General features: G+C 45.0%; 15 protein-coding genes. 11 read left to right on the top strand and 4 right to left on the bottom strand.

Annotation, left to right across the window (positions count from 1 at the left end; all coding sequences use genetic code 11):
- Window positions 1-140 precede the first annotated feature (140 nt).
- On the top strand, window positions 141-1,544 hold the full coding sequence (locus H1A14_RS02190; protein ID WP_194774556.1) for an ATP-binding protein: 1,404 nt from the start codon (window positions 141-143) through the stop codon (window positions 1,542-1,544).
- Window positions 1,537-3,216, top strand: coding sequence for an FAD-dependent oxidoreductase (locus H1A14_RS02185; protein WP_194774555.1), 1,680 nt, complete (start codon window positions 1,537-1,539; stop codon window positions 3,214-3,216). The genes H1A14_RS02190 and H1A14_RS02185 overlap by 8 nt, the downstream gene beginning before the upstream one ends.
- Window positions 3,217-3,598: 382 nt before the next feature.
- On the opposite strand, the gene H1A14_RS02180 is transcribed toward H1A14_RS02185, so the two are convergent.
- Together H1A14_RS02180 and H1A14_RS02175 are read right to left on the bottom strand one after the other, a co-directional pair.
- A complete protein-coding gene (locus H1A14_RS02180) occupies window positions 3,599-4,438 on the bottom strand; it encodes a DUF4249 domain-containing protein (RefSeq protein WP_194774554.1) in 840 nt (279 codons plus the stop codon).
- A 3-nt stretch (window positions 4,439-4,441) separates the two neighbouring features.
- A complete protein-coding gene (locus tag H1A14_RS02175; RefSeq protein ID WP_317174841.1) occupies window positions 4,442-6,835 on the bottom strand; it encodes a TonB-dependent receptor in 2,394 nt (797 codons plus the stop codon).
- Between the two features lie 187 nt (window positions 6,836-7,022).
- Here H1A14_RS02175 and H1A14_RS02170 point away from each other — a divergent pair, with 187 nt between their 5' ends.
- From H1A14_RS02170 to H1A14_RS02130, 9 genes are all read left to right on the top strand, one after another.
- On the top strand, window positions 7,023-7,988 hold the full coding sequence (locus H1A14_RS02170; protein WP_194774553.1) for a VWA domain-containing protein: 966 nt from the start codon (window positions 7,023-7,025) through the stop codon (window positions 7,986-7,988).
- 15 nt (window positions 7,989-8,003) lie between these two features.
- The gene (locus tag H1A14_RS02165) at window positions 8,004-8,663 is read left to right on the top strand and encodes a tetratricopeptide repeat protein (protein WP_194774552.1); all 660 of its coding nucleotides are present in this window, start codon (window positions 8,004-8,006) and stop codon (window positions 8,661-8,663) included.
- Window positions 8,644-9,261, top strand: coding sequence for a hypothetical protein (locus H1A14_RS02160; protein WP_194774551.1), 618 nt, complete (start codon window positions 8,644-8,646; stop codon window positions 9,259-9,261). The genes H1A14_RS02165 and H1A14_RS02160 overlap by 20 nt, the downstream gene beginning before the upstream one ends.
- A gap of 39 nt (window positions 9,262-9,300) precedes the next feature.
- Window positions 9,301-10,479, top strand: a complete 1,179-nt coding sequence (locus H1A14_RS02155; protein ID WP_194774550.1) for an acetyl-CoA C-acyltransferase — start codon at window positions 9,301-9,303, stop codon at window positions 10,477-10,479.
- A gap of 48 nt (window positions 10,480-10,527) precedes the next feature.
- Window positions 10,528-11,835 carry a toxin-antitoxin system YwqK family antitoxin gene (locus H1A14_RS02150; protein WP_194774549.1) on the top strand — a complete coding sequence of 436 codons (1,308 nt, stop codon included), beginning with the start codon at window positions 10,528-10,530 and terminating at the stop codon, window positions 11,833-11,835.
- Between the two features lie 61 nt (window positions 11,836-11,896).
- Complete coding sequence (locus H1A14_RS02145) at window positions 11,897-12,832, top strand: phosphoribosylaminoimidazolesuccinocarboxamide synthase (RefSeq protein WP_194774548.1); 936 nt, start codon at window positions 11,897-11,899, stop codon at window positions 12,830-12,832.
- 55 nt (window positions 12,833-12,887) lie between these two features.
- The gene (locus H1A14_RS02140; protein WP_194774547.1) at window positions 12,888-13,271 is read left to right on the top strand and encodes an STAS domain-containing protein; all 384 of its coding nucleotides are present in this window, start codon (window positions 12,888-12,890) and stop codon (window positions 13,269-13,271) included.
- Between the two features lie 2 nt (window positions 13,272-13,273).
- Window positions 13,274-14,191 (top strand): ribonuclease Z, encoded by a 918-nt coding sequence (locus tag H1A14_RS02135; RefSeq protein ID WP_194774546.1) that lies wholly within the window; start codon window positions 13,274-13,276, stop codon window positions 14,189-14,191.
- Between the two features lie 4 nt (window positions 14,192-14,195).
- A complete protein-coding gene (locus tag H1A14_RS02130) occupies window positions 14,196-14,993 on the top strand; it encodes a queuosine precursor transporter (RefSeq protein WP_194774545.1) in 798 nt (265 codons plus the stop codon).
- Window positions 14,994-16,147: 1,154 nt separating this feature from the next.
- Here the strand turns inward: H1A14_RS02130 and H1A14_RS02125 are convergent.
- Both H1A14_RS02125 and H1A14_RS02120 read right to left on the bottom strand, forming a co-directional pair.
- Window positions 16,148-17,137, bottom strand: coding sequence for a bile acid:sodium symporter family protein (locus H1A14_RS02125; RefSeq protein WP_194774544.1), 990 nt, complete (start codon window positions 17,135-17,137; stop codon window positions 16,148-16,150).
- Window positions 17,134-17,889, bottom strand: a complete 756-nt coding sequence (locus H1A14_RS02120) for an RNA methyltransferase (RefSeq protein WP_194774543.1) — start codon at window positions 17,887-17,889, stop codon at window positions 17,134-17,136. Before H1A14_RS02120 ends, H1A14_RS02125 begins: the two co-directional genes overlap by 4 nt.
- Window positions 17,890-17,899 lie beyond the last annotated feature (10 nt).

Genomic DNA, 17,899 nt, shown 5'->3' with positions numbered 1-17,899 from the left:
TTCAAGTGTTGTTAAAAAAGAAGAATTCCGATTTCTGAAGGGTAGCCTTAGAAAAATTGAATCAATAAGTTATGAAATTAGGGTATCAAAAACCTTCAAACCTCATTTTAAATCCCTATTTTAACGGAAATTCTTATTGAATGGAAAAGGAGCAAATATTGTCCAGTTTAATGGGTTTCGCGGTTTTTGATGGGGTGCCTTCGGAACAATTGGAATGGTTGATCAGCAAGGGCGAAATCAAGCGGTATCGTTCCGGAGACCTGATCTTTAGACCTGGAGACCCTATTGAAAATACCGTGGTGGTACTGGAAGGCAGATTCAGGATCATGTCCAACAACGGGCAGCAAGAACGTCTTATCACCGAAAAATCAACCGGTGAAGTCACCGGTTTCCTCCCCTTTTCCAGAGCAAAAACCGCCATGGGCAATGCAAGGGTACAGGAAGACACGACGCTTATTCTTTTACACCGAAGTCTGGAAAAAGAAATGCTGCAAAACCATTATGAATTAAGCCAGGTTTTGGTGCATGAAATGACTTCAAGAATCAGGGAATTTACCAACATCCAAAAACAGACCGAAAAAATGTCCGCCCTTGGCAAGTTGTCTGCAGGTCTGGCCCATGAGTTGAACAACCCGGCTTCAGCCATCGTCCGAAGTGCCAAAGAACTTAAGACAAACCTGACTTCTCTTCCTGAAAAATTCAAAAAGGTGATTTCAATCAAACTTACTTCTGAGCAGGTAGACCACATCAATGAGTTGCTGCTTTCTAAAATCCAGCAAAAACCAGCGCCTATGGGTCTGATGGACAAACAGGAAAAAGAAGATGAGTTGCTGGATTGGATGGATCAGGAGGGACTCGGACCTGACATGGACATGATTGCCACGCTGGTGGAATTTGGATTTACAGAGGAGGATATGGAGGAATTGGCCAGTCAGGTCAATCCGGAAGATTTTCTCTCTGTGCTAGGCTGGATCAATGACAATCTGGTCATCGAAGAGGTGGTCAATGAAATCGGAGATGCGGCCGAAAGGATTGCGAAACTCGTGCAGTCTGTCAAGAACTACACCCATATGGACAATGCCCCTGAGCGGCAGTTGGCGGACATTCACAATGGCATTCGAAATACCCTGACCATGCTCGGATACAAACTGCGCAAAGAAAAAGTAAATGTGCAACTGGATCTGGATCCGAATCTTCCTGAGATCCCGATTTATGTGAGCGAGCTCAATCAGCTTTGGACCAATATCCTGGACAATGCCATAGACGCCATCAAACAGGTGGATCATCCCGCATTGACCATTCGCACCCATTCCAACAAAGAGTTTGTCTCCATTTCCATCTCCGACAACGGAATTGGCATTCCCAAGGACATTTTGGACAGGATTTGGGAGCCTTTTTTCACAACCAAGGCCATGGGGGAAGGTACAGGGCTGGGACTGGATCTCGTGCATCAGATCATGGTCAAGCACCAAGGTTCCGTCAAAGTCAATTCCCAACCTGGCCTAACCGAATTTGAATTTTGCTTTCCAATAAATCATGAGTGAACTTGATAAAAAAAGCTTGCCGATAGTATTTTCCATCGACGACGATCCCCAGGTATTGAGTGCCATTAAACGGGATTTAAGAAAGAAATACAGCCAAACCTATCGGATTTTGAGTACTCCTTCGGCCAATGAAGCCTTAGAGAGCCTCACTTCACTGAAAAACAAAGGAGAGCAAATTGCGCTCTTCCTGAGCGACAACCGCATGCCTGAAATGGAAGGGGTGGATTTTCTTGAAAAGGCAAAAAAAATCTTCCCGAATGCCAAAAGGGTCTTGCTGACCGCCTATTCCGACACCCAGGCTGCCATCAAAGCCATCAATGACCTCCAACTCGATTATTACCTGCTCAAACCTTGGGATCCGCCGGAAGAAAGGCTTTATCCCGTATTGGATGACCTTTTGGATGACTGGCAAGGAAATTACATTCCTTCATTTAAAGGCCTTAAATTGCTGGGCCTCCAATTTTCTTCCAAAACCCATCAGATCAAAGATTACTTGTCCAGCAACCTGTTTCCTTACCAATGGCTGGACTATCAACTATCCGCAGAAGCCAAAGAGATCAAGGAAGCCAATCAAATCCTTGAAAGAGAATTTCCTGCTTTGATCTTTGAGGATGGCACGGTTCTAAAGCAACCCAGCCTGCAGGAAATTGCGCTGAAATTAGGGCTGAATGCCAACGCGAGCTTACCGTTTTACGATGTCACCATCGTAGGTGCTGGACCTTCGGGGCTTGCTGCTGCTGTATATGCCGCATCGGAAGGATTGAAAACCCTTTTGATAGAGAAAAAAGCTGCTGGTGGCCAGGCAGGAACAAGTTCAAGGATTGAAAATTACCTTGGTTTTCCGAATGGCCTCAGCGGGTCGGATTTGGCAAGAAGGGCGATTACCCAGGCCACCCGGTTCGGGACAGAATTCCTCAGCCCTCAGGAGGTACAACAAATAGAGTTCCTTTCCCCCTACAAGCGCATTCACCTAAAAGGTGGCGAAGTCATCCATTCAAAAAGTATGGTCATCACCACCGGAGTAAATTACCGAATGCTCGAAACCAAAGGACTTGAGGAACTGAATGGTGCCGGGGTCTATTATGGTGCGGCCAATACAGAAGCTTCTTTTTGTACCGGGAAGGATGTTTTTATCATTGGAGGGGGCAACTCCGCCGGACAGGCTGCCATTTACCTGAGCAAGTACGCGACCAAGGTGGTCATCCTGATCAGGAAAGACTCCCTGCAGGAAAGCATGTCTTCTTACCTAATTGACCAAATTGCCGAAACGCCCCAAATTGAAGTTTGGGGAAATACTGCCCTTGAGGAAGCCCTGGGGGTTGGTTCCCTGGAAACCATCAAAATAAAGAACCTATTGACCGATGAGGTGAGCGAACACAAAGCCGCAGCCTTGTTTATTTTTATCGGAGCACAGGCAGTTTCTCACTGGCTTCCAGAAGAAATCCTCAAAAATGACAAAGGTTTTATCGTCACGGGCAATGAACTTTTACAACATCAGGATTTTAAAAAACGCTGGAATTTGAGCAGGTCACCCTATTTATTGGAAACGAGCGTGCCCGGGGTATTCTCAGCCGGCGATGTCAGAGCGGGCGCCATGAACAGAGTTGCATCAGCCGTGGGAGAAGGCGCCATGACCATCAGTTTCGTCCATAAATACCTGGCTGAGATCTAAAAATAAATCCGTGAAATCTGTGAGCCATACATTTTTTCCCAAAAAAAATTCTGTGGAAATCTGTGAAACCTGTGAGCCCATCCCAGAGTTCTCTATCACTCCACACCGGCCACTTTAGAGAAATGATATCCGTTTTTTACCCAAAAAATATCTGTGAAAATCCGTGAAATCTGTGAGCCAAACATTTTTTACCCGAAAAAATCTGTGAAAATCTGTGAAATCTGTGAGCCAAACATTTTTTACCCAAAAAAATCTGTGAAATCTGTGAGCCCAACATTTTTTATCCTTAACAAATCCTTGCAATCTGTGAGATAAATGCAATCGTATTCCTTGCCTTTACTTTCCCATTACTTTTGCAGATTATATAAGTTGCCATACCAAGCTACTCATCTTGCTCATCTATCGTCACACTGGCAGTCACAAAGGGGGTCGTCAGGAAAAAACCCAGCACCGGGCTGCCGTTTTGCACGCTTTTGATGTTGGATTCGGGGTTTTGTGGGGGTGGACTGAACAGCCCTCCATCATTGAAAATCAGACTTACCAGCTGATTGTAATAGTTGAACATCTCCCGGTTCAACCTGAATAATTCCAACCTAACCCGATCGTTCTGGCCAAAGACAAAGCCGCTTAACTCAAATCCATTGTCCAGAATAGAAGTGCCAAAAGAATCATCAAAAAGAAGGTAATCAGACCTTCTATTTAACAAGGTATCGTTTTTAATGACCCTCACCCGATAAAAATTATCTTCTGTAAACGGAATTTTACCATACACTTTGACATAATATCCTTCCTCCCGAAATATTCGTTCCTCTTTGAATTCGTATGTGATGCTATCCAAAGTGGGTGGTTCCAACACAGTTCCACTACCTTCAAAAACATCCTCCTGGGTTTCCACTACCAATCTATAACGTTCACCTATTTTAGCCGTCTGATTGTTGAGCGGTAGATAAACTTTTCTCGGTTCAAAAAAAGCAAATTCTATTTCCTGACCTGTTTCTTCGTTGAAAATGGAAACCTTCGCATCTTCAATCTTGGTAAAAGCGGTGGTGTCATAATAATCCCTGGACTGGATAATCCTAACCTGATTCATGGAAGCATTGTCTGTCCAAGTGGCCTCTATCACCGTTATCGGATCTACCCTACTCAGGTCTAGGAAGACCTCTTCCTGACAGGCAGTTAAGGCAAGCAAGGCAATGATAAGGTATTTGAGGTGCTTTGACATGGCTTAAAAGGTAAAATTATAACTAACCGCAGGTACTATAGAAAACAAATAGGTCATCACTACGCCCGGTCTTCTGCTTTCCACAGGAATCCCCGCTGATTGGTCAAAATTGATCTGATCGTTAAGGATATCGGTAAACTGAAAACTGAAGGGATTTTTTCTTCCATAAAGATTGTACACACTGAGGTTCCAGCTTCCTTTCCACTTTCTTCCCTTCTCCCTGTTTTTCAGATTGACCGAGGCATCCATCCGGTGATAGTCAGGAAACCTGTCTTCATTTCTCAAAGGACCATAGACAGGCAGCTTTTGATTATCCACCTCATAGGTGCCCTTTGGAAAAGTCACCGCCACTCCAGTGGTATAGATGAAATTGACCGAAGCGGACAACCTTTTGTTGAATTCATGGGTGACCACAACAGCCACATCATGGGGTCTATCAAATCGGGGATTATAAGGCAAGCCCTCGCTGATGCCCTCGATCTTTCTGAATACCCGGCTGTAGGTATAACTCAGCCATCCGGTAGTTTTGCCCAAGTTTCTTCTCAGCAAAAATTCAGCCCCGTAAGCCCAGCCATCACCGGTAAGGATTTCAGTCTCCAGATTATCTGTAAAGAGCATATTCGCCCCCTGCCTAAGGTCAATCAAATTTCTGAAATCCTTGTAATAACCCTCCACTGAAAGTTCCCAGAGGTTGTTTTGAAAATTTTTGAAAAGCCCTGCCGAAAACTGGTCACTTCGGATGGGCTTGATATAAGTGCCAGCCGGCACCCAGCGATCAATGGGCAATCCTGCCGAACTGTTGGTGGCTACCTGCACATACTGAAAATTACGGTTGTATGCGGCCTTAAATGAAAAGTCCTCTCTAAACAGGTACCTCAGCGCAATCCTAGGCTCAAGGCCCTGGTAAAATTTCATGGTTTGGAATCGATTGAAACTCAGGGTATCGAGAATGGGCCCTCCCGGTTCAGGATTGTCGTTTTCGTAAATATAGTCAATGCCCCTACCGATTTGCTGGTATAGTCCCAACCGCAAGCCCGCTTCCATGGAAGTTTTGGAATTGAGATCAAAGGTGGCGGCGACGAAAAAATTGTTTTGAAACCCAGTCCTTGGATTGGACTCAATAGGTTCAATGGCGCTATTTGGATCCGGTCTGAAATCAATGGCTGCAAAATGATACAGTTGGGAATGGATACCCGTATTGATCCTCAGGTTTTCCCTTGGCATCAGGATGAGCTCTCCCCTGATTCCGGTTTCTGAAAGCGTATTGTCCCACCTGAATCCGGTATCCTCATCATCAAACCTCAGGTCATATTTGTACCTGCTGTGATAGGCACTTACATCCAGATAAGTCCGATCATTGATATTCCTTTTCCAAACCAAGGAGTTGACAAAATTCTGCCACCCGAAACCAAATTGCTCACTGAGACCGAGAAAATCCCTTCCGAAGTAAGTCGAAAAGGTGATTTTGTCCTTTTCACTGGGCCTAAACATAAACTTACTGCTCAGGTCATAAAAATAAAGGTTGTTCTGATTGAGGTCCTCATCTCCTGAAAGCCTCAGAAAAACATCGGCATAGGTTCGTCTCGCCGAAAGAAAATAAGAAGAATTGTCCGAAAGCGGCCCATCCAAGCTCAGCCTGCTGCTGATGGTGCCTATGCCCCCTTCCCCTCTCAACTTCTCGGTGTTACCTTCCTTGAAAGTGACATCGATAAGGGAAGAAAGTCTGCCACCGTATTGCGCAGGAATATTGCCTTTATATAGGTCCACATTTTCCAAAGCATCAGAATTGAACACTGAAAAGAATCCAAAAAAGTGTGAGGGGTTATACACTGGCGCACCATCGATCTGAAGGAGATTTTGGTCCGCAGAGCCACCACGAACAAATAAACCTGTGGTCCCCTCTCCGGCTGACTGAACACCGGGAAGCAATTGAAGCCCCCTCAGTAAATCCACTTCACCAAAAAGAGCCGGGATGGTTTTGAGGGTGGCGATGGGCAGTTTGTCCTTGCCGATTTCCATGCTTTTCACGTTTTGGTCCGGACTTCTTTCGGAGATGACGATCTCGTCCAGAGACATGGCCTCTGCAGACAGGAAAAATCGAAGTTCTTTGTTCAGGTCTTTTGGTCCAATGCTGCGGATTATCGTTTCAAAGCCAAGGTAGGTGATCGAGAGGTTTTGGGGCAGTCCTAATTCCGGACTGAGACTAAATCGGCCATCTACATCCGTCACGGTTCCTTTTTCCCTGTTGGCTTCCCAGAAAACATTGGCGCCAGGCAAAGGCAGACCGGATTCCCTTTCGATGACCACTCCGGTAACCATTGTCTGTTGCCCAAATACAGGCGGAATCTTGATCAGAATACCCAAGACCAAAAAAAAGACAGACAATTTCATGCGCATAAAAGGAAGGATTTCTTCATGGTATTACGGTAGCAACAGCCCTAAGTTTTCCATATTTTTAAAACTAACAGCAAAACAATCAGATTCGTTGTTCATCCACAAGAAATAAGCGAACATTAATCCCGACATTTTTAAATAATTCTTTTTTGTTAATTTCGTTTTCATTTAAAATCTCTAATTTCAAGCCATGATTTGGGCATATCCTGACGGAAAATTAATCAGTATCCTTGCAGTGGTTTTTACCCTGCTCTATTTTATCTATCTCTACCGGTTTTGGTTGATCAACCAAAAGCTTAAGGTCAAAAAACACCGGCTGATCATGAAAATGGTTTTGAGGACCATTTACTTTGCCTTGTTTTTGGTGGCCATGATGGGGCCTTCCATTGGTGGGGCGACCAAAGAAATCAAACAGGAAGGAAAGGACATTTTCATTGCGATAGACCTATCCCAATCGATGAACGCCACGGATATTGGACCAAGCAGATTGCAGAGAATCAAACTGGAACTTAAAAACCTGATCCGAAATTTTGCCACTGACCGGATCGGGCTGATCATCTTCAGTTCTGAGGCTTTTATCCAATGTCCCCTGACTTACGACCAAAATGTCATCAACCTGCACCTTGATGGGCTCAACAGCAACTTGGTACCCAACCAAGGAACAGACATTTCGGCCCCGCTTAATCTGGCCCTTCAGAAATTCCAAGCAGAAACCAATCAGGAACAAACCTCCAAATCCATTCTGCTGATCAGTGACGGGGAAGATTTTGGAGACAACATCTCGGGAATCATTGGCAGACTTACTGACGCGGGCGTCCGGGTATTTAGCTTGGGTGTGGGCACGGCAGAAGGGTCCACCATTCCCCGAGGCAACGGTTTGATCATTGATCCCCGAACCAACCAACCGGCCATTACTGTGCTGGATCCCTCCAACCTGAAATCCATCGCCACCCGCACTGACGGACAATATTTTGAACTGAGCGACCGGGATCAGCAAATTCCGGAATTGATCACTGCTCTTGAAAATTTAGAGGGCAGTGTGATGGGCACAAGGACTATTGAAGCATCCGCCAACAAATATTTCTACTTCCTTTTGGCCGGTTTGGTACTTGGGTTGCTGGATATGGTATTACCTTTGAAAACCATCAGCATGTAAGGCAAAAAAGACATTATGGCAAGTTTTAAAACTTTTCTATTTATTCTTCTTTTACTTCCAGCTTCCTGGACACAGATAGGAAACAGGAACAAGGCGATATCCCAAGCCGCTGAATATTACAATAAAACCGATTATGAAGCTTCGGTCAGGCAACACCTCGCACTGATTACCGAACATCAGGTAACCGGGCCAAGGGTAAATTACAATCTTGCCTTAAGCTACCATTACAACGGTCAGCAGGAAGAAGCTTCCAAACAATACACCTCCCTTGTTGCATCGGCGAATCCGGTTATCCCATCCTTTGCTTCCAATCAGTTGGGTACGATTCAGGGGTATGGCAACAAATACAAGGAGGCATTGGCTTCATTTAAGCAAGCACTGATCAAAAACCCAAACAATGAGGAGGCCAGATACAATTACGAATTGTTGGCCCGATGGCTGGAAGAAAACCCAGATCAGAAGGAAGAAAGCCAGGATAAGGATCAAAGTGAAAAACAAGAACCTTCTGACTATGCCAAAAGGATGAAAGCCCAAGCAGATGAGATGGTGGATCAGTTCAGGTTTGAGGAGGCATTTGACCTGATGAACAGGGCCTTGGAGATCGATGAAACTGTTTCCGCCTATCAGGAGTTTATCAATAACCTAGGAGATGTCTATGAAATCAACCGCAATTAAAATTTTTACATTCGCATGTATTTTGGGACTTTCCCTCGGGTTTTCTCATCTGGGAATGAGTCAGACCGCAGGGGATTACTTCAACCGATCTGCTAAACAGTATGTCAACAATGACCGGGCCGGAGCTGGTCAATTGCTTGCCGAAGGCCTGCAAAGGTACCCCAATGACCCCAAGCTGAATGCTTTGCTGGAAAAATTAAATGAAGAGGAAGAGCAGGATCAGCAAGATCAGCAACAGGAAGACCAACAGCAAGAGCAACAGGACCAAGAACAGCAGGATCAGGATAGCTCAGAAAGCAAAGACGGAGAAGGAGATGAGCAAACAGACGAAGATCAGGCCAGCAAGTCGGATGAGATGGAGGAAAAAAGCGGGGACCCGACCCAGGAGGAACTGGAAAACCCGGGAGATCTAGAAAGTGACCTGAGTGACCGTGAAAAAGCCATGGAGGAGCTTCGGCAAAAATTACAGGAAATGAACATTACTCCCGAACAGGCCACACAGATCCTGGATGCCATGGAGGATGCCGAGCGGCGTTTTATCCAACAAAACCAAAAGAAACCAACCAAAAGACAAGAAAGAGGATTGCCTGACTGGTAAGAAAAAACCTCTGATTGAACCATTTAACAGATAAACCCAATGAAAGAAGTCTATATTGTTTCCGCTGTAAGAACCCCTCTAGGCAGTTTTGGAGGAAATTTATCCAGCCTCACGGCCGTCGAACTTGGCAGTGTTGCCATCAAGGGGGCTTTGAAAAAAGCCAACATCCAAGCCGATCAGGTAGAAGAAGTCCTTATGGGCAACGTCATATCCGCCAATCTCGGTCAAGCGCCTGCCCGTCAGGCTGCCATCGGGGCAGGAATCGGCTATCAGGTCCCATGCACCACAGTCAATAAAGTATGCTCCTCGGGCATGAAAGCAGTCATGTTCGGCGCGCAATCCATCATGACAGGGCAGAACAGCATCATCGTAGCAGGTGGCATGGAAAGCATGTCCAATGTACCTTTCTATGTGCCAAAGGCCCGTTTTGGCTACAAATACGGCAATGCCGAGTTGATAGATGGGCTGGTCAAAGACGGGCTTTTTGAAGTCTACAACAAATTTCCCATGGGCAATTGTGCGGACCATACCGCCAAAGAAATGAACATTTCCAGAGAGGAACAGGATGCTTATGCCATCCAATCCTACACCCGGTCTGCGGAAGCCTGGAAAAACGGAGATTTCAAAGAAGAGGTCATTCCCGTAGAGATAAAGGGCAGAAAAGGAGACATCACCACCATAGCAGAAGATGAAGAATTTAAAAACGTCATCTTCGACAAGATACCATCACTCAGACCAGTATTTGACAAGGAGGGCACGGTGACCGCTGCCAATGCCTCCACCATGAACGATGGGGCATCTGCCTTGGTGCTGGTCAGCAAAGAAAAAGCCGAGGAGTTGGGATTGAAGCCTTTGGCGGTAATCCGGGGTTTTGCGGACGCGGCACAAGACCCACTTTGGTTTACAACTGCTCCTTCCCTTGCCATTCCCAAAGCATTGAAAAATGCTGGTGTAGATGCCTCTCAGGTAGATTTCTATGAAATCAACGAGGCATTTGCAGCCGTTGCCATCGCCAACCAAAGGAACTTGGATCTGGATCCTGAGAAATTGAATGTGTATGGGGGAGCCGTTTCTTTGGGACATCCCTTGGGTGCTTCAGGTGCCAGGATCATCACCACCCTACATTCTGTCCTTTCCCAGAAAAAGGGCAAAATAGGCGTTGCCGGCATCTGTAACGGAGGTGGTGGCGCCTCAGCGATTGTGATTGAAAAACTATAGACAACACAACTACCTGCCCTGAATCAGGGCAGGTCATAACCATTTACTATGCAGCAAAAGGCAGGTATACTAGGGATGCTGATGATGATGATCAGTCCTTTACTTTGGGGGCAGGATAAAGTAACCACCTACCATGATGCCGAGGAGACCATCGTCAAAGAAAGCTATTCCCGTGTAAACAATCAGCCACATGGCGAATATGCCCTTTATTACGAAGATGGCACCTTGGCCCAAACAGGCCGTTTTGTATCCGGAAAAAAAGAAGGTCGGTTTGTGGATTTCTTTCCAGCAAGTACTGATACTTTAAAAATCACCACCTACCAAAACAACCTGAAAGAAGGTCCTTCGCATACCTTTTTCCGCAATGGACAGGTTTCCCAAGAGGTCAACTATGTGGCCAACCAACTGCAAGGGTGGATTCGCCAATTTGATGAGGCAGGTAACCTGATCAAAGAGACTCAGTTTGAAGCTGATCAGCCCCATGGAGAGAGCATCAGTTACCATGAAAACGGTGAGATTCAGGAAAAATCCCAATATCAAAATGGGCTGCTCCACGGCAGTCTCAAGCGATACTTCGACTCAGGGAAACTGGAAGGGGAAGCCAATTATGAACAGGGGGAATTGGATGGGCTGTTTGTAACCTACTATCCCGACGGAAGCGTGGCGAGCCGACAGGAATATAAAAACGGCACCAAGGAAGGCCCCTTGGTGAGTTACCATGAAAATGGAGAACTTCAGAAAAAAGGACAATATAGAAAGGGCAGAGAAAATGGTGAATTCATTGAATACTACGACAACAAACAGGTTTTCAGAAAGGTAAATTTTAAAAACGGTACTGTACAGGGTAAGATCGAAACGTTTTATGCGAGCGGTAAGCCTCTTGAACAAATGCAATATGACAACAAAGGCCGTTTGATAAAGATTGAGACTTTTTATGAAAGTGGACAGCGCAAACAGTTTATTCCCTTTGTGGAAGGGAGGGAACATGGAGAGGCCATTTTTTACCATGAAAATGGAAAAATCAAAGAGAAAACCAGCTTTCAAAATGGACTGAAGTCCGGCCTAACGGAAAAGTTTGATGAATCTGGGATCAGAACCCACAGCCATGCCTACCGGGAGGGCATGCTTACCGGACCAACCATCACCTACTATCCCAACGGAAAACCGCAGAACAGTACTTATTTCGTAAGAGGAAAAAAAGAAGGCACTTATCAGGAATTTGATAGGGAAGGCAAAGTAATCCGCAGCGGCAAATACAGCAACAATCTTCAGGTGGGTGATTGGATCAGCTTTGATGGAGAAGGAGAAATCATCAACCGAGAGGTATACCGTTCCGGTGAGAAATTAGATAAATAAATCTCCTCAATGAAATGATAAACTATTCCTTTTCCTATTTTTGCCAGATACACTTACAATAATGGACACCGCCATCAAGGAAACACATTTCAACTTCCCCAATCAAAAAGGTTTTTACAAAGGTAAAGTGAGGGATGTTTATATTTTCGAGGACAAATTAGCCGTGGTGGCCACGGATAGGATCTCTGCATTTGATGTGGTGCTTCCACAGCCCATCCCTTTCAAAGGACAGGTACTCAATCTGATCGCAGCCAAATTTCTGCAGGAAACAGCCGATGTGGTACCCAATTGGGTAGAAAGCATCCCTGACCCCAATGTAACCATCGGTAAAAAATGTGATCCCTTCAAGGTGGAAATGGTTATCAGGGGATACTTGGCCGGACACGCCTTCAGGGAATACCAAGCTGGTAAGAGGTTCCTCTGTGGTGTGCCCTTGCCTGATGGATTGAAAGAAAATGACCGTCTCCCCGCTCCTATCATTACTCCGACCACCAAAGCGGATGAAGGACATGATGAGGACATTTCCAGAGAAGATATCCTAGAAAAAGGGATTGTCAGTGAAAATGACTATCTCATTCTGGAAAAATATACGCAGGCACTCTTCAAAAAAGGAACCCAACTTGCTGCGGAGAAAGGCTTGATCCTGGTAGATACGAAATATGAGTTTGGCAAATATGGAGACCAAATTCTTCTTATAGATGAAATACATACTCCGGATTCCTCCCGTTATTTTTATGCAGAAGGCTATGAAGACAAGCAGGCAGCGGGTCTTCCCCAAAAGCAGCTTTCAAAGGAATTTGTCCGCCAATGGCTGATTTCCAATGGCTTCCAAGGCAAAGAAGGGCAAAGCATCCCAGAAATGCATGCCCAAATCGTCGAAGAGATCTCTGAGCGATACTTGGAACTGTATGAAAAAATAACCGGAGAGTCCTTTAAAAAACCTGACAATTCACAGATGACGGCCAGGATAGAAAAAGCGATCTTGGACAAGCTTTAAAACCCGGCCGTTGAAAACAATTCTTTACTAATTATATTTATACATTAAGACCGTTATGAAATACACCGTAGATAAAAAAGAGCAATACGTCATATTCACACCAATGGAAGAGAAATTGGATTCTTCCCTTTCTCCCGTACTGAAATCTGAACTGTTGACCGTACTGGCAGAAGGATACCAGAACCTGATCTTGGACATGGCAAATGTGAAATATGCAGATTCCAGTGGGTTGAGTGCTTTACTGACCGGACATAGAGAATACAGCCGAAGTGGTGGTATTTTTATCATTTCCTCGGCACAGGATCATGTCAAAAAGTTGGTTCAGATATCTATGCTTGACAAGGTACTCAACATCGTCGATAACCTTGAAGAAGCCGCAGAGGCCATCTTTATCCACGAAATTGAAAACGGATCCGCGGAGGAGGAAGAAGAGGATTGATTTTGGATTTTGATGTGACCATCTTGGGTTCCAATTCGGCTGCCCCGGCCCACGACAGGAATCAGACCTCCCAGGTTGTCAATTTGGGCAGAAATTCCATCATGATCGATTGTGGCGAAGGTGCTCAGATTCAGATGAGGAGATTTCACCTCAAATCTTTCAAAATTTCCCACATATTTATCTCCCATCTTCATGCGGATCATTATTTGGGTTTGATGGGCATGCTGTTTACCTACCATCTGCATAAAAGAAAATCACCCTTGACCATCTTTGGTCCGAGAGGACTGGATGAAATCATCACGGTTCAACTGAAACATACGCAGACAGCGCTCAGCTATCCAGTCAATTTTGTGTGCACCCAGCATGAAAAATGGGATTTGGTTTTGGATCTTGATGGCTTTGAGGTGTTCAGTTTCCCGCTGAAACACAGACTGCCCTGCACCGGTTTTTACATCAAAGAAAAACAAAGACCCAATAACCTGATTAAGGAGAAATTACAGGAACATGACCTGAATCTCTCTCAAATCAATACCTTGAAATCCGGTAAACATGTGTTGGATGAGTCGGGTGATGTCCTTTTCAGCTTAGAGGAATTTACATATCCTCCACCTAACCGAAGGACCTATGCCTACTGTTCTGATACGGTGTATGATCCTGAATTGGTGGAAATCGTCAAAGGCGTGGACTTGCTTTACCATGAAGCCACATTCATGAATGTAGAGGAAAAAAGGGCCACTGAAACTTTGCATAGCACGGCTGCACAAGCTGCGACCATTGCCAAGCAAGCACAGGTCAAAAAACTGTTACTGGGACACTACTCTACCCGATACCACGACCTTAACCCGCTCCTGAATGAAGCAAAGGGAATATTTGATGAAAGTTATCTCAGCATAGAAGGGGAAACCTACCCCATCCATTAAATGTATGGCAAAAATATCGGCATTCCAGTCCAAAAAGACCAACCTCTTTATCATTTTGAGCGGTATTTTTCTTACCAATGCCATCCTCGCAGAAATCATTGGAGTAAAGATTTTCTCCGGAGAATTAACGCTGGGTTTGGAACCGGCCGGTTGGACCTTCTTTGGAGATTATGTGTTGGATTTTAACCTGACTGCAGGCGCGGTGATTTGGCCGGTGGTGTTTATCACTACAGACATCATCAATGAGTATTATGGCAAAAAAGGGGTTCGTAAAATCAGTTTTATCACGGCCTTTTTCATTGCTTATGTCTTTTTTGTCATTGCCTTTGTCACCCCACTCCCCCCTGCCCCGTTTTGGCTGGAGGTAAACACGCCGGATGCGGCAGGAAATCCCTTCAACATTGATTATGCTTTCAATATCATTTTCAGGCAGGGACTGGGCATCATCATCGGATCCCTGACTGCTTTCCTGATTGGCCAATTGGTGGATGTCTATGTCTTCCAAAAACTGCGGAAGATCACAGGCCCCAAAATGATTTGGTTACGTGCCACCGGTTCTACCTTGGTCTCCCAGTTCATTGATTCTTTTGTGGTGCTTGGGATTGCTTTTTACATTTTTGGCAACTGGTCCTGGGCACAAGTCGTCTCTGTGGGCATCATCAATTACATTTACAAATTTTCCATGGCCATTCTGCTTACCCCACTGCTTTACCTTGGCCACGCCCTGATCGATAATTACCTCGGCAAAGAAATTGCCCTCAAAATGACCGAGGAAGCTATGGAAGATACTTCGTTTTTATAGCGATCGTTTTCACAGGCCTTCAGCCATTCTAAATTCATTATTCGACATTCATCATTCTAAATTCCCAAATCGTAAATCAAAACTCGTAAATCGTATTTCCATTCGTTTCGGCAACAAAATTATCCTCCGATGGAGATCTGGGGCCGAAACGGGGAGAATGGGGGCTTTTTGTTCCAGGGTTGCGCTCCGCTTACCCAGGACTACCCATATTTTGCCCCTACGGGGCTGGTTTTAGGGCCATATTCGGTGATAGCTAAAAATGATGTCCAGTTGTCCGATTTTCCGAAAACACGAAGACTCTCTCCTTTGGCGGGCAGGCTTCGATCCGCTCAGAGTGAGGGTAAAAGGGCGGCAGTTTTCCAAATGGCGAAGATCTTTCTCATGTCCGATTTTCCCAACTTTCAGCTTCAGGCTTTGAGCTCCTTATGCTTTCACCTTTGAGCTTTTTCTTTGTTGTCCGCTTGTCACCTTGAAATACTGACCCTATTCTAAATTCATTATTCGATATTCGACATTCATCATTCTAAATTCACCATTCCCAACCCGTAAATCGTAAGTCCCAATTCGTAAATCATAAACCAATGTCATAGGAATTCAGCCATTCTAAATTCATTATTCGACATTCATCATTCTAAATTCCCAAATCGTAAATCAAAACTCGTAAATCGTATTTCCATTCGTTTCGGCAACAAAATTATCCTCCGATGGAGATCTGGGGCCGAAACGGGGAGAATGGGGGCTTTTTGTTCCGGGGTTGCGCTCCGCTTACCCAGGACTACCCATATTTTGCCCCTACGGGGCTGGTTTTAGGGCCATATTGGGTGATTGCTAAAAATGATGTCCAGTTGTCCGATTTTCCGAAAACACGAAGACTCTCCCCTTTGGCGGGCAGGCTTTCGCTCCGCTAAGAGTGACGGTAAAAGGGCGGCAGTTTTCCAAATGGCGAAGATCTTTCTCATGTCCGATTTTCCCAACTTTCAGCTTCAGGCTTTGAGCTCCTAATGCTTTCACCTTTGAGCTTCTAGCTTTGAGCTTTTTCTTTGTTGTCCGCTTGTCATCTTGAAATACTGATCCTATTTTAAACTCACAATTCGACATTCATCATTCATCATTCAAGACCCGTAAATCCCAAATCGTAACTCGTAACTCGTAAATCAAAAATCCTTCCTCATTCCCCATCGCTGCGCGATCGCACTTCCTACAATCAATTGCAACGCATGGTAAATCATCAAAGGCAACAAAATCACCCCGAGAACCACGGGATCAGGAAACATCACCCTGCCCATCACGGCACCTTGGACCAGTGATTTCTTGGAACCGCAAAAGACCAGCGTAATGAGATCCTCTCGCTTGAAAGCAAAGGCTTTGGCCAATAAATACATGACCATAAACATAAACAAGAACAATAGCAGCATCGAGAAGCCCAGTGAAATCAACTGAAAGGCACTTTGTCCTTCAAACATTTTCTGTTCAAAGGATTCCGAAAAAGCAGAGAATACGATCAACAGAATGATGGCTTGGTCAAAATTCTTAAGAGACCGGCTGTGTTTACCAACCCAACTCCCCAGGTATTGGTGAAAGTAAAGGCCAACCAAAACCGGAAGTAGAATCTGTAAAATCAGTTTGACAAAGGTAGGGCCCAAATCAAAGGCTACGGCACTCTCAGGCAACATCAAGTCCATCCAAACCGGTGTGATAAAGATGCCGATGATACTTGAAATACTGGCATTGAAGATGGCGGCAGGCATATTTCCACCTGCCATGGAGACCAAGACCACGGAAGAAGAAACCGTAGAAGGCAGGGCTGCCAGATAAAAAGTCCCCAACCACAAATAAGAAGTTTCATCTCCCCAAAGGGCATAAAGTAGCCATACCAATAATGGAAAAAGTAGAAAAGTAGTCGCCTGCACAGTGACATGCAATCTCCAGTTGGATAGCCCTGCGAGCAATTGCTTTGGGTCAAGTTTGACCCCATAAAAAAAGAAAATCACCGAAATGCCTATACCGGTAATCAACTTCAAGGGCAATACGCTTTGGTCAGAGCCCCATTCCGGAAACCAGTAAGCCAGAAAAATCATGGCAATAAGCAACAGGAAAAAGGTATTTAAACCTACCTTTTGTAGAGGCTTCGGAATGAGGTTCATAGCACCTGTGAATTGTATCTTTTCAGGTTGTCACAGATGATGGCCGTGGCGACAGCGACATTGAGTGATTCAGCCTGTCCATATCTGGGAATGGTGATCTTCTTCGAAATATAAGCTTCCAAGTGAGGAGAAATGCCATGCGATTCACTGCCCATCACCAGCAATCCACCAGATGGCAGCGAAAGGCCATGAATGGACTCACCCCCCAAAAATGCACCATAAATTTCTCCCGGAAAGTTTTTAAGATAAGCTGCCAATTCGGTATAAAACACCTTGACTCTGGTAAAACTACCCATGCTTGCCTGCAAGACCTTGGGATTGTAAAAATCTGCCGTCCCTTCCGAAAGGATCAGGTTTTGGATCCCATACCAGTCTGCGATCCGGATAATGGTGCCCAGATTGCCGGGATCTCTCACTTCATCCAATGCCAGTACCCATTCGGTATGAACATAAGGAGGATTTTCATTGGATTTGATTTGGGCCACTGCCAGTGCACTGTCATTGCTTTGAAATCCTCCGCAGCTCTCCAGCACTTTGGGGCTGACCAGGAATTGTTCTCCTCCAAATCTCACCAGCTCCTCAGACTGCTCCTTCTGAAATTTCTCCGTATACAAAAGATGTGTTACTTTGTAATCAGATCGCAATAATTCCGTTACATTCTTGGTCCCCTCCACAAAAAACGAATTTTCTTGCCTTCGGAATTTTTTCTGTTGCAAGGATTTAATAAACTTAAGCGTATTTTTGCTGGGCATTGATTTTAGG

This window comes from Pararhodonellum marinum, from assembly GCF_015354735.1.
Classification (GTDB): Bacteria; Bacteroidota; Bacteroidia; order Cytophagales; family Cyclobacteriaceae; genus Pararhodonellum; species Pararhodonellum marinum.
The sequence above is the reverse complement of the archived record's forward strand: the minus strand, read 5'-3'. Positions and strand labels throughout refer to the sequence as shown.

Excerpts from the sequence above, each read along its gene's own strand:
- H1A14_RS02190 (WP_194774556.1), top strand. The coding sequence starts at position 141 with ATGGAAAAGGAGCAAATATTGTCCAGTTTAATGGGTTTCGCGGTTTTT.
- H1A14_RS02185 (WP_194774555.1), top strand. The coding sequence starts at position 1,537 with ATGAGTGAACTTGATAAAAAAAGCTTGCCGATAGTATTTTCCATCGAC.
- H1A14_RS02180 (WP_194774554.1), bottom strand. The coding sequence starts at position 4,438 with ATGTCAAAGCACCTCAAATACCTTATCATTGCCTTGCTTGCCTTAACT.
- H1A14_RS02175 (WP_317174841.1), bottom strand. The coding sequence starts at position 6,835 with ATGCGCATGAAATTGTCTGTCTTTTTTTTGGTCTTGGGTATTCTGATC.
- H1A14_RS02170 (WP_194774553.1), top strand. The coding sequence starts at position 7,023 with ATGATTTGGGCATATCCTGACGGAAAATTAATCAGTATCCTTGCAGTG.
- H1A14_RS02165 (WP_194774552.1), top strand. The coding sequence starts at position 8,004 with ATGGCAAGTTTTAAAACTTTTCTATTTATTCTTCTTTTACTTCCAGCT.
- H1A14_RS02160 (WP_194774551.1), top strand. The coding sequence starts at position 8,644 with ATGAAATCAACCGCAATTAAAATTTTTACATTCGCATGTATTTTGGGA.
- H1A14_RS02155 (WP_194774550.1), top strand. The coding sequence starts at position 9,301 with ATGAAAGAAGTCTATATTGTTTCCGCTGTAAGAACCCCTCTAGGCAGT.
- H1A14_RS02150 (WP_194774549.1), top strand. The coding sequence starts at position 10,528 with ATGCAGCAAAAGGCAGGTATACTAGGGATGCTGATGATGATGATCAGT.
- H1A14_RS02145 (WP_194774548.1), top strand. The coding sequence starts at position 11,897 with ATGGACACCGCCATCAAGGAAACACATTTCAACTTCCCCAATCAAAAA.
- H1A14_RS02140 (WP_194774547.1), top strand. The coding sequence starts at position 12,888 with ATGAAATACACCGTAGATAAAAAAGAGCAATACGTCATATTCACACCA.
- H1A14_RS02130 (WP_194774545.1), top strand. The coding sequence starts at position 14,196 with ATGGCAAAAATATCGGCATTCCAGTCCAAAAAGACCAACCTCTTTATC.
- H1A14_RS02125 (WP_194774544.1), bottom strand. The coding sequence starts at position 17,137 with ATGAACCTCATTCCGAAGCCTCTACAAAAGGTAGGTTTAAATACCTTT.
- H1A14_RS02120 (WP_194774543.1), bottom strand. The coding sequence starts at position 17,889 with ATGCCCAGCAAAAATACGCTTAAGTTTATTAAATCCTTGCAACAGAAA.